Source organism: Burkholderia sp. SCN-KJ (assembly GCF_024656005.1).
Classification (GTDB): domain Bacteria; phylum Pseudomonadota; class Gammaproteobacteria; order Burkholderiales; family Burkholderiaceae; genus Burkholderia.
Window position 1 is genome coordinate 1 of sequence record NZ_JANKOG010000050.1, and the last position, 22,949, is coordinate 22,949.

15 protein-coding genes, 6 pseudogenes and 1 other annotated feature are annotated in these 22,949 nt (G+C 60.5%); of the genes and pseudogenes, 14 read left to right on the top strand and 7 right to left on the bottom strand.

Features of this window, described 5'->3' with window-relative positions:
- A partial coding sequence (locus NQV17_RS36495; RefSeq protein ID WP_257775965.1) for a hypothetical protein occupies nucleotides 1-227 on the bottom strand: 227 nt, incomplete at its 3' end.
- Between the two features lie 1,075 nt (nucleotides 228-1,302).
- Between NQV17_RS36495 and NQV17_RS36505 the strand changes: the two genes are divergently transcribed.
- The 6 genes and pseudogenes from NQV17_RS36505 to NQV17_RS36530 form a co-directional block, all read left to right on the top strand.
- Nucleotides 1,303-2,712: a PLP-dependent aminotransferase family protein gene (locus tag NQV17_RS36505; protein WP_257775966.1), complete on the top strand. Its 1,410-nt coding sequence runs from the start codon at nucleotides 1,303-1,305 to the stop codon at nucleotides 2,710-2,712.
- A 51-nt stretch (nucleotides 2,713-2,763) separates the two neighbouring features.
- A pseudogene (locus tag NQV17_RS36510) lies at nucleotides 2,764-3,042 on the top strand (transposase); the annotation flags it as partial.
- Nucleotides 3,043-3,106: 64 nt separating this feature from the next.
- Nucleotides 3,107-4,125, top strand: a pseudogene (locus tag NQV17_RS36515) (IS30 family transposase); the annotation flags it as partial.
- Between the two features lie 15 nt (nucleotides 4,126-4,140).
- Nucleotides 4,141-4,257: a sequence feature (AL1L pseudoknot), on the top strand.
- Nucleotides 4,150-5,097, top strand: a pseudogene (locus NQV17_RS36520) (IS3 family transposase); the annotation flags it as partial. Its footprint overlaps the feature before it by 108 nt.
- A 43-nt stretch (nucleotides 5,098-5,140) precedes the next feature.
- A complete protein-coding gene (locus NQV17_RS36525) occupies nucleotides 5,141-5,485 on the top strand; it encodes a group II intron maturase-specific domain-containing protein (protein WP_257775967.1) in 345 nt (114 codons plus the stop codon).
- Nucleotides 5,486-5,567: 82 nt separating this feature from the next.
- Nucleotides 5,568-6,022: pseudogene (locus tag NQV17_RS36530) on the top strand (DDE-type integrase/transposase/recombinase); the annotation flags it as partial.
- A gap of 548 nt (nucleotides 6,023-6,570) precedes the next feature.
- On the opposite strand, the gene NQV17_RS36535 reads toward NQV17_RS36530, so the two are convergent.
- A complete protein-coding gene (locus NQV17_RS36535; protein ID WP_257775968.1) occupies nucleotides 6,571-9,501 on the bottom strand; it encodes a winged helix-turn-helix domain-containing protein in 2,931 nt (976 codons plus the stop codon).
- A gap of 305 nt (nucleotides 9,502-9,806) precedes the next feature.
- On the opposite strand from NQV17_RS36535, the pseudogene NQV17_RS36540 reads away from it, so the two are divergent.
- Nucleotides 9,807-10,219 (top strand): annotated as a pseudogene (locus tag NQV17_RS36540) (IS5 family transposase); the annotation flags it as partial.
- 46 nt (nucleotides 10,220-10,265) lie between these two features.
- Here the strand turns inward: NQV17_RS36540 and NQV17_RS36545 are convergent.
- The 3 genes from NQV17_RS36545 to NQV17_RS36560 all read right to left on the bottom strand — a co-directional run bounded on the left by NQV17_RS36545 (nucleotide 10,266) and on the right by NQV17_RS36560 (nucleotide 13,877).
- Nucleotides 10,266-10,556, bottom strand: coding sequence for a hypothetical protein (locus NQV17_RS36545; protein WP_257775969.1), 291 nt, complete (start codon nucleotides 10,554-10,556; stop codon nucleotides 10,266-10,268).
- A 321-nt stretch (nucleotides 10,557-10,877) separates the two neighbouring features.
- Nucleotides 10,878-11,339 carry a carboxymuconolactone decarboxylase family protein gene (locus NQV17_RS36550; protein WP_257775978.1) on the bottom strand — a complete coding sequence of 154 codons (462 nt, stop codon included), beginning with the start codon at nucleotides 11,337-11,339 and terminating at the stop codon, nucleotides 10,878-10,880.
- Nucleotides 11,340-13,145: 1,806 nt separating this feature from the next.
- Nucleotides 13,146-13,877, bottom strand: a complete 732-nt coding sequence (locus NQV17_RS36560; RefSeq protein WP_257775970.1) for a GntR family transcriptional regulator — start codon at nucleotides 13,875-13,877, stop codon at nucleotides 13,146-13,148.
- Nucleotides 13,878-14,256: 379 nt separating this feature from the next.
- Here NQV17_RS36560 and NQV17_RS36565 point away from each other — a divergent pair, with 379 nt between their 5' ends.
- The 5 genes from NQV17_RS36565 to NQV17_RS38240 all read left to right on the top strand — a co-directional run bounded on the left by NQV17_RS36565 (nucleotide 14,257) and on the right by NQV17_RS38240 (nucleotide 19,237).
- On the top strand, nucleotides 14,257-15,573 hold the full coding sequence (locus NQV17_RS36565) for an aromatic ring-hydroxylating dioxygenase subunit alpha (RefSeq protein WP_257775971.1): 1,317 nt from the start codon (nucleotides 14,257-14,259) through the stop codon (nucleotides 15,571-15,573).
- A 56-nt stretch (nucleotides 15,574-15,629) separates the two neighbouring features.
- The gene (locus tag NQV17_RS36570; protein ID WP_257775972.1) at nucleotides 15,630-17,066 is read left to right on the top strand and encodes a glutamine synthetase family protein; all 1,437 of its coding nucleotides are present in this window, start codon (nucleotides 15,630-15,632) and stop codon (nucleotides 17,064-17,066) included.
- Nucleotides 17,067-17,095: 29 nt separating this feature from the next.
- A complete protein-coding gene (locus NQV17_RS36575) occupies nucleotides 17,096-17,419 on the top strand; it encodes a 2Fe-2S iron-sulfur cluster-binding protein (RefSeq protein ID WP_257775973.1) in 324 nt (107 codons plus the stop codon).
- 4 nt (nucleotides 17,420-17,423) lie between these two features.
- Entirely contained in the window at nucleotides 17,424-18,680 is a 1,257-nt protein-coding gene (locus tag NQV17_RS36580) for an NAD(P)/FAD-dependent oxidoreductase (RefSeq protein ID WP_257775974.1), read from the top strand.
- A gap of 98 nt (nucleotides 18,681-18,778) precedes the next feature.
- The gene (locus NQV17_RS38240) at nucleotides 18,779-19,237 is read left to right on the top strand and encodes a gamma-glutamyl-gamma-aminobutyrate hydrolase family protein (protein ID WP_374692800.1); all 459 of its coding nucleotides are present in this window, start codon (nucleotides 18,779-18,781) and stop codon (nucleotides 19,235-19,237) included.
- A gap of 908 nt (nucleotides 19,238-20,145) precedes the next feature.
- Here the strand turns inward: NQV17_RS38240 and NQV17_RS36585 are convergent.
- On the bottom strand, nucleotides 20,146-20,763 hold the full coding sequence (locus tag NQV17_RS36585; RefSeq protein WP_257775975.1) for an FMN-dependent NADH-azoreductase: 618 nt from the start codon (nucleotides 20,761-20,763) through the stop codon (nucleotides 20,146-20,148).
- Nucleotides 20,760-21,224, bottom strand: coding sequence for a GNAT family N-acetyltransferase (locus NQV17_RS36590; protein ID WP_257775976.1), 465 nt, complete (start codon nucleotides 21,222-21,224; stop codon nucleotides 20,760-20,762). The genes NQV17_RS36585 and NQV17_RS36590 overlap by 4 nt, the downstream gene beginning before the upstream one ends.
- A gap of 319 nt (nucleotides 21,225-21,543) precedes the next feature.
- Between NQV17_RS36590 and NQV17_RS36595 the strand changes: the two genes are divergently transcribed.
- Together NQV17_RS36595 and NQV17_RS36600 are read left to right on the top strand one after the other, a co-directional pair.
- A complete protein-coding gene (locus NQV17_RS36595) occupies nucleotides 21,544-21,924 on the top strand; it encodes a hypothetical protein (protein ID WP_257775977.1) in 381 nt (126 codons plus the stop codon).
- 643 nt (nucleotides 21,925-22,567) lie between these two features.
- Nucleotides 22,568-22,949, top strand: a pseudogene (locus tag NQV17_RS36600) (hypothetical protein); the annotation flags it as partial.

The following is a 22,949-nucleotide window of genomic DNA, read 5'->3' on the forward strand; positions in this document are numbered from 1 at the left end:
GGCCAACTGAGGTAGAGCTCTGCGTGAGTCGTCGCTTTGAGATCGAACTTCAGATGCGTGAAGATATAGGCGAGCGGGCCGCAGGCCGTTCGGGCTAAGGAGTGACCCTGCCGGCGCGCCGAGCATCTCGTCGCGGCCGCGCGGCGAAATTCAACGAATGCGAGACCGGCGTCGGTCAATGACGGGCCACGGCAGTGGTCCAGGTCGAAGAGCATCCCGAAGAACATGATCGAAAGCGCCGCATGGATCTTTAGGGGCAGCCTATGGTGTACGCCGTACTGCCTTGAAGACGATTTCGATGAGATGCTCAGGAAAGGCCAGTCTCGATACGCCAATCAGATTCTTGGCGCACTGAAACCGCTGCTTTGCGTAACTTGCTCGCGTTCCTCATAAGGTAGGGCGGCCCAAGTCTCCCGCGTGCGGACCGCTGCCGCCTGTCGGGGCAAAACGTGTAGGGTCAATCAGTACCAACTGTCCGGTTGTTCGCGGGTCGCGGGTTCTGTGACTGCAACGGTGTTCTCGCCCTTGCCCCTTTTTACCATCGAACGGGCGGCCATTCCAGATCACGGTACGCAAGAACTGTTGGGGTTGGGGCATTCCATCTCCTATAAACGAAAGTGCCAGGTTGCAAGAAAACAATCAGAGAATCCGCATTAACGCGAACCCGAGAGAGGTCACCGACCGGTCGCTTTCTATCACCAATTCATAAGCATGACGAAATAACATGGCGTCAATAGGAAAAACCCGTTTGTTGAGGTCGGTGTGCTCATTTCGCGCTTCAACAAATCGCTTACTTAATCTACGTGGTTAGTTCTTTGCCATTGCTATCAACGACGAATACCGCCAACAGCTTTGCAGCTTGGGTCTTGCTTGCATTCTGGATTACGGGATTGGTCGCGCCCGGAGGTTCGGACCGGCTTTCACTTGCACGGAACGCTCGCACCTCGTCATCATTAACCGTTGATTCGACTACGCCCACGATCACGTGTACGCGGGAATGAAGCCAGACTTTGAATGCACATGAGGGACCGAGGCAGCGCCCGGCAGATACTCGACTCCTACAGCGACGAGCGATTTGTCTGGCATATTGGGGACCGTTTATTCAAAATTCGGCTTCACAATGTCGTCGGGTCCATGCGCTCTAGTCCCAGCGCTTACGGGGAGTGCAACTGTCGCGCAAAATGCAGTCAGAATCGGACGAACGAGCACGGCGGGGGATCTCCATATCGGCGCTCAGATCTTGTACCATCGACGGTACGAATTGAAGAACCAAGATTGCCAATTTTTGTGTGTATCAAGAATATGGATTCGGACCTGCAGATTCATCTCGACAGGACAGCGAAGCTGTCCCTGTCAGAACAAATTCGTATGAGTATTTGTCGGGCTATAGAGTCAGGCCTGCTCGCACCTGGTGCTCGATTGCCCTCATGGCAGGGCCTATCCGCGCGCCTCGGTGTAGCGCGCGGTACAGTTCAAGCGGCGTATGAACGTCTAGCTGACGCCCAAATGGTCGAAACATTCGGAGCGAGGGGTACCCGTGTCGCGCCGCGGCCTCATGCGGCGGCGGTTCAGCCAGAGGCGCCCCAGCCCGGCGCAGTTATGAGGATCTATCAGGAGATGATGGCTGGGCCAGCAGTCTTTCAGCTCGGCATTCCCGCGGTGGACGGCCTACCTGAAAAGCTTTTTGCACGCGCACGCTCTTCCAATCTATTGAAGACGGGATCACTCTCGTCACTGGTCTACCCCGATCCCAGAGGGGAGTTCGAGCTACGCCGAGAGATTGCGGGCTATCTCTCCATCTCTAGAAACCTCCATTGCTTCCCGGAGCAGGTGTTTATCACCTCGGGATACAGCTCCGGGTTAGGCCTCTCACTGCGGGTGTTAGGTTTGGACGGTAAGAAGGTGTGGATGGAAGAGCCTGGTTTCCTCCTTACCCGGAAGGCGTTAGAGCTCGCTCGTTTGAGGATTGTTCCAGTACCGGTGGACGCCGAAGGCGTCAACGTAGGCTACGGAATCGAGAACGCTGTGGACGCTGCATTAGCCGTGGTGACGCCCGGTCAACAAGCTCCCTTGGGCTCGACCCTGTCTTTAAGGCGGCGGCTGCAGCTGCTTGAATGGGCGGTCTCAAGCAACGCCTGGATCATCGAAGATGACTACCTCAGTGAGCTACAACTAGAAGGCAGGGCGGCACCCGCCTTGGCGTCTTTGGACGAGGGCAAACGGGTTATCCACATCGGTTCTTTTAGTAAGACTATAAGCCCAGGGCTGCGACTCGGATTTGTTGTTGTTCCATCGGAATTGGCTACTGCGTTCGCCGAGGTTGCGGCAACGCTTGCACCTGCGCCCTCACCAGTAATTCAACTAGCCACGACACAATTTATGCGCGATGGCCACTACATCCGGCGTGTGCGTCGGCTCAAGCGTCTATATTCCGCCCAGCGTGACGCGCTATGTGAGCAGTTACGAATCCGCGACCGGGAGTGGGTTAACGCGGGCTTGGCAGTACTTCTCAGACTCCCCGACGGGGCGCCTGACGTGCAGATCGCGCGGGAAGCGATGACCGTTGGCTTGGCGCCATCGCCTTTGTCCATGTGGTTCGCGACTCCATCCTGGTCCTTACCCGGCCTTTTGCTCGGGGTTGCCACGGCGCCTGAACCGTACGTCGCGAAATCGTGCCGTCAACTGTTCGAGATCATCGACCGATATTGCTAGATGAACCGCACCGAGTTTTGTGGAGGCTCCAACTCTTGAGAGAATGGAGCCATGAACAAGAAGCCAAGCAAGTTTTCCGCGGAAGTCCGAGAGCGCGCAGTGCGCCTGGTACGCGAGCGGCGTAGCGAGCACCCGTCGATGTGGGCGGCAGTCGAATCGATTGCACCGATGATCGCCTGCACGCCGCAGACGCTGTTGGATTGGGTTAAGCGCGACGAGGTCGACCGTGGAGAGCGCGATGGCGTGAGTACGGCCGAGCTTGAACGCATCAAAGCCTTGGAGCGCGAGGTCAAGGAATTCCGCCGAACCAACGAGATTCTCAAACTGGCGAGGGTAGGTTCAATCGATCGTTGCAACACCTTCCTATTAATATCGAATGAGGGAGGGTTGACGAATGGCACAAATGGGACGGCGGGGGTTGTCGCCAGAAGGCAAGTCCGAGGTTTGGCCGCGGTGGCGGGCAGGTGAATCGTTTCTGGGCATCGGGAAGGCGCTAGGCAAGCCTGCTGGCTCGATCTACGGCGTGATCCGACTATGCGGCGGGTACACCCCTGCTGCTCGTAAGCGGTCGTTGCGAGCATTGACTTTGAGTGAACGTGAAGAGATCTCGCGTGGCGTTTCGGCTGGACTTTCAATTCGAGCGATTGCCCGCCAGTTGAACCGCGCGCCTTCCACGATTTCCCGTGAGATTGCGCGTAACGGCGGAACGGGTCACTATCGAGCTCTGGAAGCGGATGAGCGAGCCTTGCATGCTGCTCTGCGACCCAAACGCTGCCTCCTGGAGCAGAACCGGCGCTTGCGCTATGCGGTCGAGCGTGAGCTTTGCCGCGAATGGTCTCCAGAGCAAGTGAGCGGTCGGCTTAAGAACCGATATGCCGATGACGAGGCGATTCGCGTAGATTGCTGACGCGGTTTCGATTCACGAGCGACCACCTGAAGCAGCCGACCGTGCGGTGCCTGGTCACTGGGAAGGAGATCTCGTCAGTGGCGCCAACAATACTCATGTCGCCACTTTGGTCGAGCGGCGCTCGAGGTTCACCATCATCGTCAAGGTAAAGGGAAAAGACACGGTGAGCGTTGTGGCGGGCCTGAAGCGCGAGGTTAAGCGGTTGCCGCAGCATCTACGCAAGTCGCTCACCTGGGACCGCGGCATGGAGCTGGCGAACCACAAAGACTTCACGATCGCCACGGACGTGAAGGTCTATTTCTGCGACCCGCGAAGTCCTTGGCAACGTGGTACCAACGAAAACACGAACCGACTCCTGCGTCAGTACTTGCCCCCACGGTACGCCACTTGATCAATACTTGCAGGCGGAATTGAACAAGATCGCAGCGCGGCTCAATGAAAGGCCCAGAAAGACATTGGGCTTCATGTCTCCGGCCGATAAGCTATGCGAGGCCGTTGCAGCGACTCATTGGACCTACCAGCGCATTTTGCGCCCAGGCGGAGCTCGACCGCCGTTTCAAGTCCCGAAGGCCTTCGTTGATCAGCATCGCGACACCTTCGGGGGCGAGCCGATCTGCAAGCTCTCGCGGATTGCTCCGTCGGGCTACCGACGCCATGCAGCACAACTTCGCGATCCGTGGAAACGCTGCGCCCGCGCGAAACGCGATGAGCTTTTGCAACCGAAGATCAAGCGTGTCTGGCAAGCCAACATGCAGGTCTACGGCGTGCCGAAGGTCTGGACGCAGATGAACCGGGAAGGCATTGCGGTGGCACGCTGCACGGTCGGACGGTTGAGGAAGCTGCAGGGCTTGCGTGGCGCAATTCGCGGTAGGCGTGTTCGCACGACGATTCCCGATGTGAGCGCGCCGCGCCCGCTGGACCGAGTCAACCGGCAGTTCAAGGCTGACCGACCGAATCAGCTCTGGGTTTCGGATTTTACGTATGTCTCGACATGGCAAGGCTGGCTGTACGTGGCATTCGTGATCGACGTGTTCGCCCGCCGTATTGTTGGCTGGCGCGTCAGCTCGTCGATGACCACGAACTTTGTTCTGGATGCACTTGAACAAGCACTGTACACCCGCCAACCGGGCGAGGACGGGACTTTGAGACACCACTCCGATAGAGGGGCCCAATACGTCAGCATTCACTACAGCGAACGGCTGGCTGAGGCCGGCATCGAGCCGTCGGTCGGCAGCCGGGGCGACAGCTACGACAATGCGCTAGCCGAAACGATCAACGGCCTGTACAAGACGGAACTGATTCATCGGCGCGCCCCTTGGAAAACGAGGGAATCCGTCGAACTGGCTACGCTGGAATGGGTCGCCTGGTACAACCACCATCGGCTGATGGAACCGCTCGTCTATATCCCGCCTGCTGAAGCTGAGGCAAACTACTACAGGCAACTCGGAGATGCCGCTGACGTGTCCGCATTAACTTAAACCAACCAGCCTCCACGATTCCCGGTGCGGTTCACGGGTCTACGTGAACTTCGCCCCGGCGGTCAGCCGTGACGCCCTCAAGGCGATGCGGCAGACTATCCGGGGATGGCATCTGCAACTGATGTGTGACCGCGAATTGGGCGACCTGGCAGCGATGTTCAATCCGATTCTGAGGGGGTGGCAGCAGTACTACGGCCGCTTCCATGGCTCGGCGATGTCGGTGATCTGGAAACACATGAGCGACTACCTGACGCGCTGGATGATGCGCAAGTACAAATCTCTCGCTCGCCATAAAACGCGGGGGAGACACGCCCTCGGGCGGCTGGCGCGTCGGTTTCCGGCTGCCTTTGCGCACTGGGGAATGGGATGTCTTCCGGCGGTTGGATGATGGGGGCCGGATGAGTCGAGAGGCTCACGTCCGGTTCTGCGAGAGGCTGGGGGTGAAACTCCGCCGGCCTACTCTCCCGGTCGTCAGGACCGGCGAAGGCTGGCTGTAGCTGGCAGCGATCCTGGATCTGACGAGACGGCGTGTCGTGGGCCGGTCGATGTCAAAGCGGATCACTCGGGTCCGGTCCGCCACGCGTTGCGCGGCGCTTGCTGACAACGCAAACGGCTACTGGATTTGTCGCTGCACTCCGATCGCGGCGCCCAATATATCAGCAGCGCCTACGGGAAACTGGCCGCCTTGTTCAAGATAAACGTTTCGAGGAGCAGTCGTGCCGACGCGTAGGACAACGCGCCGATGGAGAGTTTCTTCAAGACATTGAGGGCCGAGAGAATCTATCAGAACCACTACGAAACGCGCGCCCATTCTCGCCTGGATATCGTCAATTGGATCGAGGGTTATTACTATCGTCAACGCACGCATACTTCGATCGACTACCTTACCGCCGTCGACTATGAGCCTAGGTTGATCACTGCGTGAATTTCTATACGTGAAAACGAGGCCAGGTCACTCGAGTGCCACCCGAAGGGCGCGGACAGCTCGGTGACCGGCGCCTGCGCGTGCGCGGCAGTGTTCGTGGTATGCCCGGTGACTGTCACCCGCCCGTTGTGGCCGGCGTGAGCAGCCGGATTGGCTGTATGAGCCAGCGGAGCAGTCCGCGGGTGCGTGGAGCGGGCGGGCCACGCCGCATCGGCGCGTGTGTGCGCTTCCGGCAACGGTGCACCCGGTTGCGCGCCGACAGTCGGCATCGGGTGTGTGATGCCCTGCATGCCGAGAGCATTGACCTACTCTCTGGCTGGGCGGCGCCGCTACCACCGCTACCGAGACGGGCGAGGACAGGCCTGAACGACGGCATCGTGGCTCCTGGAACGTATGCGAGCCACGCCCGGGGAGCGAGGCTCTCACCTTGGCGTATAGGCCCATGATAGCGGGTGTGGATAACGGTCACTAGTCACGGAGGCTTCCGTCGCCAATTCGATGTTGCGGAGTCGGGAATGTCACGCATTCTTCGCGAATTCGGGCGAGATTCAGGTAGCGTCCGCACCGTCGAGCGCGTCGAGATCGAGGCGGATCCTCTCGACGATGCGATAAGCGCCCTGCTCGGAGGCGCAGCGCAGCGCCTGCAGGAAAACGCGGCGCGTGACCTCGTGCGGCTCTCCGCGTGCGCGCGACAGCATGCCTTGCAGGTGCAGCAACCAGGGCATGGCCCAGCGCTCGCCGGTGCGATCGGCGCGGCGCACGGCCTGGGCGATGCCGTGCGCGAGCGTGTCAGCGAGTGCGGGCCTAATGGCTACGGGGATCGCTGGCAGTAGGGTGGTGACGAACGCTAGCTCGACCGACGGCAGGCGATATGATTCGAAGCGGCGCGCGATCTCCTCCACCAGCGAAAGCGCGACCGACGCATCGCCCTGTCGGCTGAGCAGCCAGCGTTGGACATCAAACACGGTGCGCAGCCAGCGCTGCGGCGCGGCTGAGCCTGCCAGTTTGACCAGCGCCGCCGCGTATGCCTCAGCGCGGGGCGCGTCATCTTCCGCGACCGCGAGCGCGCAGGCGTGGCGCAAGGTCACACAGCAGGACAGCGGCTCGGTGTCGACAGCGTTTAGCTCGGGGATCTCGCATTTGCGCGCCGTGCCACCTGCCAGCCACTGAACAGTCGACAGCGCCGCGCCAGCGATCAGATGCAGTGAAAATCCGTGCCGTGTGGCCAGCACACGCGCCTCACGGATCACATCCGGCGGTGGGGTGTCGGTCCCGTCGAGCATTCCGCTCAACAGAGGGATCGCCATGTGCAAGTCGCCGGTATAGGCGCGCAGAAGCCCTTCGATCAATCGCGCGTTGTGCTGAGCGGCCGGCCAGTTCGCCGCGTTTGCGATCTCTGAGTACTTGCGCGCGAATTCGCGGGCGCGATCGGTCTCCCCGCGGATCTGGGCGCGGAAGAACAGGTGCTGCAGCGCGCGGAGGCGGGTCGAGTTGTCGGCGCAGGCGTTGGCGATCTCGTAGACGCGCTGCCATTGCAGGGCCGCCTCACAGGACGAGTTGCGCTTGCAGGTCAGTGCGTTGGCGAGCACGGCCGCTACGCGCAACTCACGGCGGATCTGGCGCACCTCACCGTCGTAGCCGCAGATCGCCACGCGCCGCGCCCAGCCAACGTATTCGTCGCCGAGCGAGAGCCGCATCCACAGGGGGGCGGTATGGTCGAGCAGGTCCGCGCCGAGCTCTGGTTTTCTGGCGTCGACCGCCCATTCGAGCGCTCCGCGCAGGTCGGCCAGGTCATGACGCACCGAAGGTGGCGCGAGAAAGGGGTTGGCGCCGAAGCGGCGCGCTACGATGCGAGCGATCAACGCCGCGTGCAGCGCGAACGGAGTGGCCCGCTCGTGCGTGCGCGCCAGCGTGGCCAGCGCGAAGCGGCGCACCGAGGGCGCCAGCAGCAAGCGCATCTCACCGTCGCATTCGACGTCGTCGATCAGGCCCGCGCTGACTAAGTGGCGCAGCCTCTCGCGGACCGCTTCAGCGGGCGGTTCGGTGAGGCCGAGAGCGCGGTCGAAGGCAATCAGCAGCTCGATGGCCGCACCCTCCTCGAAGGCGCCGTGGAACAGTCCGAGACGGTCCAGCGTGGTGCGTGTGTTGGCGTCGAGCCGGCCGTGCACAAAGTCGAGACTGGCGATCTGCAGGTCCGCGTGCGGTAGCAGGCGCCGTCGCGAGCCCGAGCGCTGCGCGAGGAAGTGGTCTAGATCCGTGGCGCACGCTTCGAACACCGAGTGCAAGTCTCCGTTCGAGACAAGCGCCCCAGCCAGGTTGGCGGCCAGCAGTTCGATCGGATGCGGCATGCCGTCAAGGCTCGTGCAGATAGAGACAGCGGCCGTCAGCGCATCGGCCGGCAGCCGTGCGGCCGGACGCGTGCCGTCGCGGCGCCGGCGGCGCGCGAACGCCGCGAAGAACAACGCCAGCGCGTCGCTGTCGCCGGAGTCGTATGGTTGGTGCGCGTCGGTCGAGAAACTGAGCGGCGCCACTGCGATCGCGCGTTCGCCGCCGACCGCCAGCGGCGTGTCGGACGAGGCGAGCACGTGTACGCCTGGAGTGGTGGCTGTGAGTTGCTCGATCACCCCCGCCGCCGCGTGCCGCATCGGTGTGACATGATCGAGCACGATCAGCAGGCGCCGCTCGCGCAGCGTCTCAGCCAGTTGAGTTGCGCCCAGCTCGCCGCCGCGCGTGTCGACGCCGAGCGCGTCTGCGATCGCGTGCACCACACGATCGGGCGTCGACAGCGTCGCCAGCTGCACGTAGGCGACGCCGTCGGGAAAGGAGGGCGCGAGGCCTCGGGCAGCCTCGATCGCCAGGCGCGTCTTGCCGATCCCGGCCGCACCAGTCAGCGTTACGGCGCGCGCCGCTGGCACAGTGGCCAGCAGCTCGGCCAGTTCAGCGTGGCGGCCGACGAAGGGCGTGAGATCGTGCGGCTTGACGTGTGAGAGTGTGTCGCGTCCCCGCGACGCGGGCGGCACGGCGTCGCCCCCGGGCTGCGTCATTAGATCGTCTGACTGCGTCGCGTCACGGGCCAGGTGGTCGCCGCCGTCGATGTCGAGCTGTTCCACCATGCGCAGATCGCCGGTGAAGCGGTAGCCGCGACGAGGCACGGTCTCGATCAGGTCGCTGTCGTCGCCGAGTGCGCGCCGCAAGGCAGAAATCTCGGACTGAACGGTACTAGTGCTGACTTTGATTCCGGGCCAGACGGCATCGCGCAGCATGGTCACCGGCACCGCACGGCCGCTCGCTTCGATCAGCAGGATCAGGATCGCGAGCGCGCGCGCGCCGACCGCGACAATCTCGCCGTCGGCGATAAGCTGGCCCGCGCCACGCCGCAGCCGGAAGCGAGAGAAAGCGATGGTGTGGCCACGCGTGCTGTCGGCCGGCGCCAGGACGCGGTGCCGAGTGGGGCGGGGGGGAGATACGGATTTCGACATCGGGGACTACGCTCGGCGCTATGGGTTGTTTATATTCGATGAAACGTGTCTGCACCGTGTCTTTTGTGCGAGCAGGCTAAGATGAGTCGAACGCTGTTTGGCAATCAAGTATGGGCACAAGTCGACTCCGTCTTACCAGGTCAAGAAAGCGCCCTCGGGGCGACCGGCAAGCGACAATCGTTGGCATGTCGAGACTGTCTTCCGGATCGGTTCCGACGACCGTGGCGCGATGTGCCGATAGCGTTCAGCCTAAGAGCCGCGAACACAACTTGGACATGAGGCTACGAACGTCATATCGTTGCGGCATGGCAAGACGCAAAATCAGTAACGAGTTATGGGTGGCGCTCGAACCACTGATTCCGGAGTTCACGCCCTCGCCCAAGGGTGGACGGCGGCGCACGGTCGATGACCGAGCGGCACTGAACGGCATCTTGTATGTACTGCAAACCGGTATTCCGTGGGAAGACCTCCCCCAGGAGTTGGGCTTCGGCAGTGGCATGACGTGCTGGCGGCGTCTACGAGCCTGGCAGGACGCCGGCGTATGGGAGCGGCTGCACCTGGCGATGCTTCGTCGGCTGCGTGAGCACGACCAGATCGATTGGGAGCGGGCAAGCGTCGATGGAGCCAGTGTCTCCAGACCCGGGGGGGCCAGGAAACCGGCCCGAACCCGACAGATCGAGGAAAGCTCGGATCGAAACGACACATCGTCGTAGACGCGTTACTGTGAGCCGTGAATCCGCCTCATTGTGCACCTGACTACATCGTTAGATGTCCTCCGATACGAGTCCTTGCGAAAAGAAGCGCAGCTTCCCACTTTCGTCAAGCTGGCTGAGCACCTCATTGGCTTTCTCCTTAATCAGCATCTCGACTGTGTCTGTAATGGTGCTATTGAAATGAAATGCCAAGCGCTCTAGACTTCGCTTCGCGGCGATGGATACAAGACAACTGATGCGCTCGTGTTTTCCTCCAGCACCGAGGCGCCTCTGCCGATACCGTCGTTGTCGTTCTGAATTTGAAAGCGCCATGGATGGTTTCTCGGTTTTGTCAATAATCATTCGGCGACCAACATTCGAGACTGACCATGATTGCTTGTGCCATCAAGGAACAGAATGACTCTGCAAAATGGCATTCTGTAAACGGAGATGGTGTATCTTTTGAACTTAAGTCGGAGCGACTTTTTGGTGCGGTGTCTCGATTGTTAATTCACATACGTTTAGATATACAAGAAAGTCACCGCTGCGTCGGTTCTCGCCCGTCGCAGCCGCGGAATTCGTTAAATCGTAGTTATGGTGTCATCTCGGAACATAAACGAGAATACGCACCTGTTTAGTTGTGCTTCTCAATTTTCCCGCTCGGTACCAGAGGGGCGGCAAATCTTAATGATTCGCGGCCAATGCGGAGTCAGGGACGCGGCGGAAGCTGATGGCGAGTCGGTTATAGGCGTTCATCAAGCTAATTGCCATCGTGAGGTCCGCAAGCTCTTTCCCGCTGAACACTGCAGCAACGGCATTGAAATGGTCGTCGGGCACGCGAGTGTCCGCCACACAGGTCACTGATTCTGCCCACGCTAGCGCGGCTTTTTCGCGGTCACTGAACATCGATTCTGCTTCGCGCCAGGCTTGCACGAGGGCAAGCTTAGCGGGCGTTACGTCCTTCTTGATCAGATCCCGGGTATGCAAGTCCAGGCAGTAGGCGCATCCGTTGATCTGGCTCACGCGCAGATAGACGAGGTTGATCAGGACGTCTTCGAGACCCGACTGCATGATATAACTGTGCACGCCGCGAAACGCCTTTACACCATCGGGCGATGCTTTGGGGTAGTCCAATCTCATCTCAATCTCCTACTTTTCGTTGGTCGTAAGTTCCACGTCGTCGGAATTGCCAAGGAATACCGCGGGTAGCTTTCTGGGCGCGGTCGTGCGCTCACGTCGCGGGTTACTCAATGGCATGAACCGGGCTCCTTGAAGAAGCTCTCCCCTGCCTTGTACACGTGCTGCGGCTCATTGTTCACCTTGACGGCCACGCCGCCCAAGACGACGTATGCGTAAACGAAAGCCGACTTGACATGAGTATGGGAATACGAGGCCCGGCCGGGGGTAAGAGGCTTCCACGGCGACGAGCGATTTGCCAGGCATGTTCGAAACCGCCCTTGAGAAGGTTGGCTTGACCGTATCGCCGACACCGCGAGCCGCCGCCGCGCGCCGAAGGTCATACTCGCAGCCACTACAGGAGAAAGAAGGATGCACTGGTGTTTCATGATTAGCTCCGGGGAGGCTAGAAGCATGATCTTTTACGGGTTCATAAAAAAGAACCAAGAACGTAAATTTTTAGTGCACCATAGGTCATGGCTATTCTGGAACCGAAGCTGGACCGTCTCTCCCAAACTTCGCTGGCAGCGCAGATTTCTGTGGGCATCGGCAGTGCAAATATTCGTTCCTGGTGCTAGGCCACTATCATGCGTGGATTTGGCCGCGCGGCCCGGAGCGGCACGCTGTATGGTCAAGGCGGTGTAGGAGGGGCTACTGATGCGCAGTTGGTTGTTTCATCTCGCGCACGCGCGATCAGAGTCCCTGAGTGCACGGCGGGCCGTGCATCTCACTACGGCACGTACACGTTCCATTGAGGCCCAGCGGCGATCCGTGCTGTACCAACTTCCCGCATGGATCCTTGGACCTTTTAATGAGGGTGCCGGCCTCGGGGCGTTTCCTGATTCTTTGCTCGCTCGGCGCCGAGCCGGTGCGGCGTGGATGGAAGTTTAGCGGGTAGCGTGTCGATTCGATACGTTCCGCTTCCAACAGGGGGTTTTGCGTGCCGACTGCCCAGTGAGTCATTTTGGCCACGCACGTGCGCCTTGGATTACATGACTGTAGAACACGTTGAGAAATGAGTTCGGTGGCGGCAGCTATTTTCTACCAGCTTTGGCGGATGCGATAGTTGACCGGGCAGTCGAATTGAACGACGTGCAATTTGATCTTGCAGATGTTTCACTTCCTTGCTGCCATGGAATGGCGGACGATGCGGCAGGCCGTTTGAGCATTGCTATCGTCGAACGGTCCTGAGGAGCTGGAGTTCGCGTCGAATCCCCCTTGTGACCCGTATTTGCATTCGTGTGTCGGTGGATCTTGCCGGTGCTCTTGGGCTCCGCTTCTAGTCCATGTTCCGAGGGAGAAGCGGTTGCATGCGACGGCGGGTCGGGCGGTTGTGGGGTCAGCCATCAGTGGCCCGGGGAAAGGGTGATTTCGCCGCCTGCTGTACGCTGCGGAGAGTTGAGCGCGGTTCGACGTGGGGCACGCTGCTCTTGAGCTGCACGAGGAACTTGCAACTATTCCGGAGGCATGGAATGAAGTGGGAAACGCATGCAGGAACGTAATCAACTGGATTGCCGTGCTCTTTCATGTGCCAGCAGCGGCCGACGTTGTGGCAAGGCGGGAAGCAGGCGACCACGCAGTGAGTGTGTTGGGTGGGTGCCGAACATGCGGTGCACGAGGAAAGTGCCCGTTTTGGCCGCATGTCCGGCTAGCTATACTTCATCGGCGTTATGCTGGCCCATGTTCCGATACTGGTGCACACGGGTGGCTCAAGCGTTCCTGGGTCGCCGCTGACATGATCCAGTGCACGACGATCTGGTGAAATCGAGTGCAGGCTTAAAGCACTGCGTCTGCGACCAGGTGAATGGCGGGCGCAAGCTTCTTGCAAAGCTCCGGGCTTTCCAGTGCATAGTTGAGGTTCATCTGCGCAATCTGGACGTGCTCGGAAGCCAGTGCTTGGGCCCGCGTGCCTTCGCCTTTTTCCATCGCGTGCACGAGACCGTGGTGCTGCCGGTGTGCCATAAACAGCCAGTCGCGACCTTCATGTAGCGCCGACTGCATCGGCAGCATCGCGCTCGCGGAGGCAAAGGGCAGCCGGTTATTCATATCGATGGCTCGGATGAGTGCTGCGTTGCCGGACGCCTCGACGACCAGCTGGTGGAAGCGGTTGTTCATGTCCGTATACACCGCATAGTCGTCGAGTGTCAGCTCCTGTTTCGCGAGCAGGCGGTCGCCCGTTCGCAGGCATTCGTTAAGCCCGTTCGAGAGCTGGCGCTGCACCCCGTGCTCGGCGACCAAGCGCGCGGCCATCCCTTCCAGGTGTCCGCGGACCGCGATAGCGTCGGCAATCTCCGTGGCTGTGATGCGGCGCATTACATAGCCGCCCGCCGGCGAGGGTTCCACGAGGCCTTCCTGCTGGAGGGTGGTGAGCGCAAGTCGCACTGGCGTCCGTGAAGCCTGCAAGCGTTCGGCAAGTGCCACCTCGGCTAGTCTCTCGCCGGGCGCAAATTCGCCCTTGAGTATCAGGTCGCGCAAATAGACCAGTACGCGCTCTTGCTGGGATTCCATTACTTCTCTCCTGCGGTCGGTCATGCGAGCCGCATCAAGTCGGCCTTGACTGCATACAGTGTAGACCAAGTGGGCGACAGTCGTGTCTAAGTGCTGATCCGGTATCGCGTCGAGTTTTCTAATGTATGCAGAAAGATTGGAGCTTATCAATCTGTGTTACTAAGTGAAAACCCTGTATTAATAAATAATATTCAATTAAATCAACATAGTAGGCGCTCGGTTTGAAGTTGTCGAGCATCCTTTCCAGAAGGGGGCGGATCAATGTAGTGCATACAATGATTGAGGTTGTGAATTCACTGGAATACGATCCGGTCTCAAGTGACGGCGAGTTGGATACATTGCTTCGTCGACTGCATCCCCCACCTACCGGAGAAAAGTCATGATGAGTTCCCAGCAAAACGCCCTGATAACGCGCGTAGGCAAGGGCACGCCCGCAGGCGAGTTGTTGCGCGGCCACTGGCAGCCCGTGGCGCTGGTCGACGAGCTAGTCGTCGACCGTCCGGTTCGTGCCGTACGCCTGATGGGGCAGGACTTCGTCGTTTTCAAGGACGAGCTGGGGAACTACGGAATGCTCGACCGTGACTGTCCGCACCGCGGGGCCGACCTGGCGGCGGGCCGCCTCGAGGGTGGCGGCATCCGCTGTGCGTTCCATGGCTGGCTTTTCGATACCAACGGCAAGTGTCTATCGACGCCGGGAGAACCCGTGGGCAGCACGCTGTGTAGCCGCGTCCGTCAGAGCGCCTACCCGATCGTTGAGCGCAGTGGCATCCTCTTCGCCTATATCGGAAAGGGCGAGCCGCCCGCCTTCCCGAACTTCGACTGCTTTGCCGCGCCCTGCGAATACACGTTCGCTTTCAAGGGCCTTTTCGAATGCAACTGGCTCCAGGCGCTGGAAGTCGGCATCGACCCGGCCCACGCATCGTTCCTTCATCGCTTCTTCGAAGATGACGATGTAGGTGAGAGCTACGGCAAGCAGTTCCGCGGCGTGTCCGCGGACTCGGACATGCCCATCACCAAGGTGCTGCGCGAATTCGAATCGCCCGAGATCCTGGTGAACCCAGCCGAGTACGGGCTGCGCCTCATCGCGAAGCGCCCACTGAGCGATGAGCGCACGCACGTTCGCGTGACCAACGTCGTGTTCCCGCAGGCCTTCGTGATTCCGATGAGTTCGGAGATGACCATTTCCCAATGGCACGTGCCAGTCGACGACGAGAACTGCTACTGGTACGCCATCTTCACGAGCTTCTCGAAACCGCCCAACAAGGCACAGATGCGCGAGCAGAGGCTCGATCTGTATGAGCTGCCCGATTACACGTCACGGAAGAACAAGCGCAACAACTATGGCTTTGATTTGAACGAGCAGAAGACAGAGACCTACACAGGCATGGGCTTCGACATAAACGTGCACGATCAGTGGGCCGTCGAATCACAGGGCGTCATCCAGGACCGCACACGCGAGCACTTGGGCACGACCGACAAAGGCATCATTGCGTACCGCCGGCTGTTGGTCGAAGCTATCGAGAAGCATCAGGCGGGCGAGAAGACGCTGATGATCATCGACGAAGAACAGGCCGCCCGCCTCACGGGTCCCGCATCCATCGATGGCATCGGCCCGGCAGACCGCTGGGATGAGTATTGGAAAGAGTCGGACCTCAAGCGCCGCGCGGCGGCGCCGTGGCTGGCACCGAAGGCTTAAAGACCATCCCGCAACCTGAACGGAGCGCGCGGTCACGGCGGCAGCGCGATGCAAGCATGTCTTTCGTAGAATCACATGGCCTGTGGACAGATAGTCAGCACGACGCATACGAGGTATTGCTCGAGCGTCTGAAAAAAAGTGATGTCCAGGTGGTGCGGTTTTCGTTTCCCGACCAGCACGGACTTCTGCGCGGCAAGACTCTCGTCGTCGATGAGGCTATCAACGCTTTCAAGAACGGGGTCACGCTCACGACCACGCTCTTTGCGAAGGACACCTCACACCGCACGGTGTTCCCCGTGTTCACCACTGGCGGGGGCTTTGGCATGACGGAAATGCAGGGTGCGCGCGATACGCTAATGGTCGCAGACCCCGAGACCTTCCGCGTCCTTCCTTGGGCGCGGCATACGGCCTGGGTGATGTGCGACGTCTACTTCACCAATGGCAACCCCGTGCCATTTGGAACACGCCATCTGTTCCGCCGTGTGCTCGAGCAGCTCTCGAATCGCGGGTACGAGTTCATGTCGGGCCTCGAAGTCGAGTTCCACGTATTCAAGGTCACTAACCCGAACATGATGCCCGAGCATTCTGGTCAGCCAGGCACGCCGCCTGATGTCGAGCTGCTCTCCCACGGCTATCAGTACCTGACGGAGTTGCGTTACGACGCCGTCGACGAGGTGATGGAGCTGCTTCGCAAGAACGCCTCAGCGCTTGAGCTTCCCGTGCGTTCGCTTGAGGTCGAGTATGGGCCGAGCCAGTTCGAGTTTACGTTTGCGCCGACGAAGGGTATCCGCGGCGCTGACGACATGATTCTCTTCCGTAGCGCCGTCAAGCAGATTTGCCGGCGCAACGGCTATCATGCGACCTTTATGTGTCGTCCGAAGATTCCGAACGTCGTGTCAAGTGGCTGGCATCTGCACCAGTCCCTCGTCAACGTCTCGGATGCCAAAAACGCCTTCGTCCCGACCCGCGATGGTGAGCCACTGTCGGCAGTAGGGCAGAAGTATCTCGCAGGCCTCCTCGCGCATGCGCAGGGCGCCACGGCACTGTCCACGCCGACTGTCAACGGCTACCGTCGATATCGCCCGTATTCGAACGCGCCCGATCGGGCGATCTGGGGTCGCGACAACCGGGGCGTGATGCTCCGCGTGCTGGGCGGCCTCAACGACCCGGCAAGTCGGGTCGAGAACCGCGTAGGCGAGCCAACCGCCAACCCATACCTATATTTTGGCTCGCAGGTGCTCTCCGGCATGGACGGTCTGTGCCGCAACCTCGATCTGCCGCCGTCGGCTGATGCGCCGTATGAAACGCACGCAGATTCGCTGCCGCGCACGTTGGGTGCCGCTATCGACGCACTGCGCGCGGACGATTGTCTGCGCGAAGGCTTCGGCGACTCCTTCATCGACTATTTCTGCAAGCTCAAGGAAGCCGAGCTGAACCGTTTCAACCTGGAAGTCACCGAGTGGGAACACCGGGAGTATTTCGAAACCTTCTGACGGCGTTCCCTTCGTGGAGGAGAGATTTCATGCCTATCGTCACTTACATTCTGCGCGACGGAGAGCGTCGGGAGCTCGATGTGCCAACTGGCACCAGTGTAATGCAAGCCGCCATTCACAATAATGTGCGCGGAATTGATGCGGAGTGCGGCGGTTGCCTTTCGTGCGCGACATGTCACGTCTATGTAGACATGTCCTCGGCGGCTGGATTTCCCGTGCCCGATGAAGCTGAGCTCGAGTTGCTCGAAGGAGTGGCGGCGGAGCGCCGTCCCGAAAGCCGCCTGAGTTGTCAGCTAGTCGTGACGCCCGCGATGCAAGGGCTGGTTGTGCAGATTCCCCAGAAGCAGGGCTGACATCATGAAAAAGACTCTCGTGATTGTTGGGGCGTCGCACGCGGGCACCCAGCTCGCTGCATCCGCGCGCGAATTCGGATTCGACGGGAACATCGTCCTGCTCGGCGACGAGCCTGACGAGCCTTATCACCGCCCGCCCCTCTCGAAAGGGTTCCTGGCGGGTACCGATGTGGAGGATCGGTTGCCCCTGCGTTCGCGGGCGTTTTTCAAGGAAGAGAAGATAGAGTGGATGCCTCGTTCCCGTGCGACCTACATCGACCGTTCACGGCAGGAAGTCGAACTGGATAGTGGCACGCGCATCGCTTACGACCACGTGGCGCTCACGACGGGGGCGCGAGTGCGCAAGCTCGACTGTCTCGGCGCCACGCACGAGGCGGTGCACTATCTTCGCGACCTTGGCGACGCCAGGCGTCTGGCCCGGTCGGCGAAGACTGCCCGCCGCGCTCTTGTCATCGGCGGTGGCTACATCGGTCTTGAAGTGGCGGCAACGTTGCGTCAACAGGGGCTCGAAGTGATAGTCGTTGAGGCGGAATCACGTCCGCTTGCGCGCGTCGCGTCACCCTGGCTCTCCGAGTACATCCAGCGCGAGCACACCGACCGCGGCGTCGCGTTCGAGCTCGGGCGCAAGGTGGTCGCGATGTTACCCGATCCCGACAGGGTCGCGGTCGAACTTGATGATGGGCGCCGATTGCCGGCCGATCTTGTCGTTGTGGGCATCGGCGTGACCCCAAACACGGAGCTCGCCTCCGACAGTGGCTTAGTGGTGAGGGGCGGCATTGCGGTCGACGCGTTCACTCGCACGAGCGACCCCCTGATTTTCGCCGCAGGGGACTGCGCTTCTTTTTTACCGCACTGTGGATCAATGAATGCAGCCGGCCGCATTGAGTCCGTGCAGAACGCCAACGACATGGCGAAGACGGCCGCCTCGGCCATCGTGGGGCGCTTGGTGCCCTACCGCGCGCTGCCGTGGTTCTGGTCGGACCAATACAACATTAAGCTGCAGATGGTCGGCGTGAATACCGGCTTCACGGAGTTCGTGGTGCGCGGCTCGGTCGAAGACCATAAGTTCTCGGTATTTTACTTTCGGGAAGAGAAGCTCATCGCCGTTGACAGCATAAACCGTCCGCAGGACCATATGCTCGCGCGCAAGCTACTCGCGGCGGGGGCGCACCCGACGCCGGCCCATGTCGGTGAGCCCGCATTTGACCTGAAATCGCTTGTGGCGCCGGTTGCCGGTCATTCTGCCCTCGGAGACGCATGACGCTTCCGGACGGACCGCATCGGCGCTCGGTTGGGCGGGGGTGCGATCGCTTCTTTTCGGGCGAACGCGACCAGCATAACAGCTACGTATGTGCGTTGATGTCCCGCTCGTGCGTGAGCCTGAGGTTGATTCCGGCTACAGCGGACACCGTCGGCGTCGAAAACTGGCTCTATGGTGTGAGGGGTCTGATGTTTCGTGGTGGCGCGTCGAATGTCGACCCGCTGAGCTACGGCGGCGAAAGTACGCTCGGGTTGCTGGTCGCCCCTGATCGCGTCCATGTCGAGCTAGCGCTCAGGGGCGGTGTGCCGGCACGCGGCAATCCATTTCTCACAACCTGCCGGGGCTTTCGGGACATGAATGTCGCGTTCGGGGCACGCTTCACCCTTACATCCATGCGGCGGAACATCTCGACGACCTTGATGAGGACCCGCGGACCCTCTATCGGCGCAATCCCGACGTCGAGCTCGTGGCGGGTCGCAAGCTCGCGCTGTTTTTGGCGCAACGAGTTAGGTCCATTCTGTCCGCCGCTAGGGCGTAAGCGTGTTTGTACGCGATAACGCACCAGACTTCACGTCGCTCAGGACAGTTTCGCAGAAGTATAAATTTGTTCCGTCATCTCGGCGAATTTCCCTAATGTCGCCCATCCGCGGAAATTACGCCGCAGTGGGGAGCCGATTGCGCACGTCGGTCGGGTAGTCAAGACCTGTCGAAGCGCCTGTCCCGAAATCCCACGCGATTTGCAGGATTTCGGTGGCGATTGACACCGAGGAGCATTCCGCTGATGGTTATCCGAACGATGACGCCGCCCATGGCACCTTAATCAAGACAAGCGTGGTTGAAATGGAAATTCAATGACAGTGGACATACGCGAGCTCATCAGGGAGCCCCTTCTCCGGTTGACGACGCATGGTGTTTGCCGTGAGCGTCGTTATCGCGCTTATGGATGCCCGCGATACCGTCGCCGTACGCTTTAACGCGCGCGTTGCTCGGAGAGTCGAATTTATTGTGTCGCTGGAGCGGGTGATCTCGCGCTTCGGGTGGCTAAGCAAAGCCACGCCCCCCCTGACCGCTGCATCTGTTGCAAGGGGCCCTCTCGGACTCCATCGTGCAAGGCCACTTCGCGTCGCATTTGAAGCGCACGCGCCCGCTCTTTGCGGCGCCGCGGGAGCTATTCGCGGAGGACCCTCATGACGGGATTCGGGGACAGGGCGAGCACTAGGTCACCCCTGGGATGCATGCAGCTCGTCATCGCGTTCAACGCGGCCGCGATCGGCACCGTCGATGACCAGTCGATCGCCGGGCGCGCGAAGCAGGGTCGAGTGCGAGCAGCCTGTTGTCAGAGTATCTCGGTGCGCCGGAAGCGCACACTGCACGCCAGGATGCTCGGGTTCGCCATCTTACGGATGCCGCCGAGCCCACGTGTCTCGAGTGTACGCGGCGGCGCACGCGTGCTGGATAAGCATCGCTAGAGCGTGATCGTGTTGTCGGACGCGAAGAGTGCGTGCTGCGCGATTTCTTCGCGAGCGGATTGCAGGGCGTCCGCCACGGCTTCGTCGCCGCGCGTGAGTCCCTGCAGCAAGACGAAGTGCAGGTTCTTCAAGCCGATGGACCCGAGCGCGTAACGCAGATAAGGCGTGAGGAAATCGCTCTGCCACGGACGCTCGCCGCTATGAAATCCGCCCGAACCGACGATCACGAACGTGGGTCGGTCGCGCATCAAACCGACCTTGCCTTCGGCCGACACGGAGAAGGTGCGATGAACACGCAGTACATAGTCGATCCACAGCTTCAGCGCGGCGGGCACCGTGAAGTTATGCATCGGCGTATTGATGATGAGCACGTCCGTCGTTTCGATCTCGCGGATGAGCATCTCAGACACGTCGAACTGGCTCGCATCGGGATCGCGCGAAGTAATGGCTAGCGCATAGTCTTGCGTTATCGGCGGCAATGGATGTGACGTGAGATCCCTTTCGATCACTGAAACATGCGCGCTCTTGCCCAACCCGCGGATCATCTCGAGCGAGAAACCGTAACCATGGCTCGCTTCACTGTGCGGGCTTGCGTTGACAACAAGAATCTTCATCGTGTGAACTCCGAGTCGTTCTGAGCGAGCGATTCGACAAAGTGCATGCCTTTCGCGAGAAGACCGTTGCGGAAGTAGAAGCGTTGAGCGAGCGGCATGTGCAAACCGGTATCGAGCACGAAATGCGCGCAGCCCGCATGACGTGCGATCTCGCGGACCTTGTCGAGCAATTCCGCTCCGATGCCGCTCCGTTGCAGACGTGCGGTCACAACGAGATCGTCGACATAGATGAAACGTCCGTACAACGTATTCGTTTGCGCGCGATAACCGGCCAGACCGAGGATTACGCCTTCGGCGTCGCAAGCGGCGAGAAGGCGATAATCTTCGTCGTGCTGATGGCGCAATTGCGCGCAGAAGGCGTCGGCGTCCGGGAGGTGCGGCCGGAGCTCCTTCATGACCTCGAACGCGCGCGTCCAATCGTCGGGGGAATCGAGGTGCTGGAACCTCACGGTCGTGTCCATGCATGTTCTCCATATTGCATCGCGCCAATCATATCGACTTGATGAGACGAGCTGTAGAGCCAAGAAATGATCGGTAGACTAGGTCATGATCGATCTAACACGTTCGATCGGCGAGCGATAGGGCCGGATGTATCGCCTGTGAATTACATTGATGTTCCCCAATCGCGATTCTCCTCCTGCCTATCGCATGAACGCGCCTGTGCGGGCGCATAGCGTGGTTTGGATAGGCTCGCAGCGGGGTATAGTTGAATCGACGCTCCCAGTGGCTGGCGTCGGACACGAAGGCGATCACTATTGCGGCGCGGCCGGCGATCGGCACATGACGCCGATTCAGAGCAAGAGCCTGCGCGGGATCGCGAGTCATCTTGGTCTCGACGATGTTTCGCTGTCCGACTTGTGTCGCAATATCGTCACGGCGAGTATCAATTTTGATGTGCTGAAGGACCGGCGCTTTCGCGCCGGCGGCGGAGCGCAGGGAGCCGTGGGAATCGTTATCCGCGGCGCCGGTGCTGAAGCAGATCGAATTGCAGATCCCGCGCGCGGGTCGCGCGATCGCCCGCACTGCTCGTCTGACGCAGCGGTTCGCGCCATCGCGGTTTCGCCTTCGCGGCATCGCGCGCTCAAGAGCGGCTGTCGTGTGACGGCACACCAAGTCGCGATCTCGAACGATTCGTGCGTGCCAACCCGCTCGTTGCCGTGATCCCGCAGTGCATCTTGTATGCGACGCCGTCGGCGCAAGTGGACGGCGACTTGCTGTGTGAAGTCTTGCTTCAACCTGCCGAGTGCCTCGCGCTCCACCGCCTTGTGCGCAGCGGGACCACGCCGCCGGTCGAGACTCCATCGCTGGCGCAGGCCGCGCTCTGGATCGCCAGGCTCGATGGCTAGCTCCCGCGCAAGCGCGATCGTCCGTCCGGACCAACTCCTATATGACGCGGCTTTCTCGCCCGGCACGGCGTCACCGAGATGTATCGCATCTTCAGTCAAAATGATGACCCCAGTTGTGGCTGAACAGTAACCCCTTCGCCAGAGCTGGCAGAACCGAATACGCGCATCTCTGCGCGGCGTCAACGACGCTGGCGGTCGCGCTAACCACATGGACGCTCGAATATGCCTTTCCAGTTTGGCGATGGCGACCTAAGTGATGTGATAGGACCGCGACATATTCACGCTCATCACTGGACGGAACCACCGATCACAACGATCTTCATGGTAGCTTCTTCAGATGAGAGTGACTGAACGCGCGAAAGCGCCTCGCGGTGCCGTGCGTTGCGAAAAGGTTCACCGCCGTATCGTCGCGGCAGGACGTTATGGGAAGATCATGAGCTATCGAAAGGTGTGAAAAATTGTCGATCGGACCTAGACATCTTGATTCCGCTTCGCTTGCCGGCAAGAGCCAGCCGCCTAACGCATTCAGTCTAAATATCAATCGCCAACTACCGCAGCTGATCTGGCTGCCGATCCGCATGCGCTTCAGAACCGCGATCGCCGCACGACATCCGGGTCTATACGATAGCGTGCCTGCGCTGCGCGGCCTTGCGACGCAACTGGAGACGGCGCGCGGCGCGGTTGAGACGAGTTATACGATCCTGCGCGATGAAGGCTATCTCCAGATGCGCGTTCCGCCCGGCCTCGGAGCCCACCCAGATGCGTTCCCGAGACTCGGTCTTGGGTGCATCCGGGCTTGGGCATTACGGTCGCATCAAATGACACCGTGTAGGACCCTCA

Coding starts and splice junctions, on each gene's coding strand:
- NQV17_RS36505 (WP_257775966.1), top strand. CDS start 1,303: ATGGATTCGGACCTGCAGATTCATCTCGACAGGACAGCGAAGCTGTCC.
- NQV17_RS36535 (WP_257775968.1), bottom strand. CDS start 9,501: ATGTCGAAATCCGTATCTCCCCCCCGCCCCACTCGGCACCGCGTCCTG.
- NQV17_RS36545 (WP_257775969.1), bottom strand. CDS start 10,556: ATGATTATTGACAAAACCGAGAAACCATCCATGGCGCTTTCAAATTCA.
- NQV17_RS36560 (WP_257775970.1), bottom strand. CDS start 13,877: ATGGAATCCCAGCAAGAGCGCGTACTGGTCTATTTGCGCGACCTGATA.
- NQV17_RS36565 (WP_257775971.1), top strand. CDS start 14,257: ATGATGAGTTCCCAGCAAAACGCCCTGATAACGCGCGTAGGCAAGGGC.
- NQV17_RS36570 (WP_257775972.1), top strand. CDS start 15,630: ATGTCTTTCGTAGAATCACATGGCCTGTGGACAGATAGTCAGCACGAC.
- NQV17_RS36575 (WP_257775973.1), top strand. CDS start 17,096: ATGCCTATCGTCACTTACATTCTGCGCGACGGAGAGCGTCGGGAGCTC.
- NQV17_RS36580 (WP_257775974.1), top strand. CDS start 17,424: ATGAAAAAGACTCTCGTGATTGTTGGGGCGTCGCACGCGGGCACCCAG.
- NQV17_RS38240 (WP_374692800.1), top strand. CDS start 18,779: ATGTCCCGCTCGTGCGTGAGCCTGAGGTTGATTCCGGCTACAGCGGAC.
- NQV17_RS36585 (WP_257775975.1), bottom strand. CDS start 20,763: ATGAAGATTCTTGTTGTCAACGCAAGCCCGCACAGTGAAGCGAGCCAT.
- NQV17_RS36590 (WP_257775976.1), bottom strand. CDS start 21,224: ATGGACACGACCGTGAGGTTCCAGCACCTCGATTCCCCCGACGATTGG.
- NQV17_RS36595 (WP_257775977.1), top strand. CDS start 21,544: ATGACGCCGATTCAGAGCAAGAGCCTGCGCGGGATCGCGAGTCATCTT.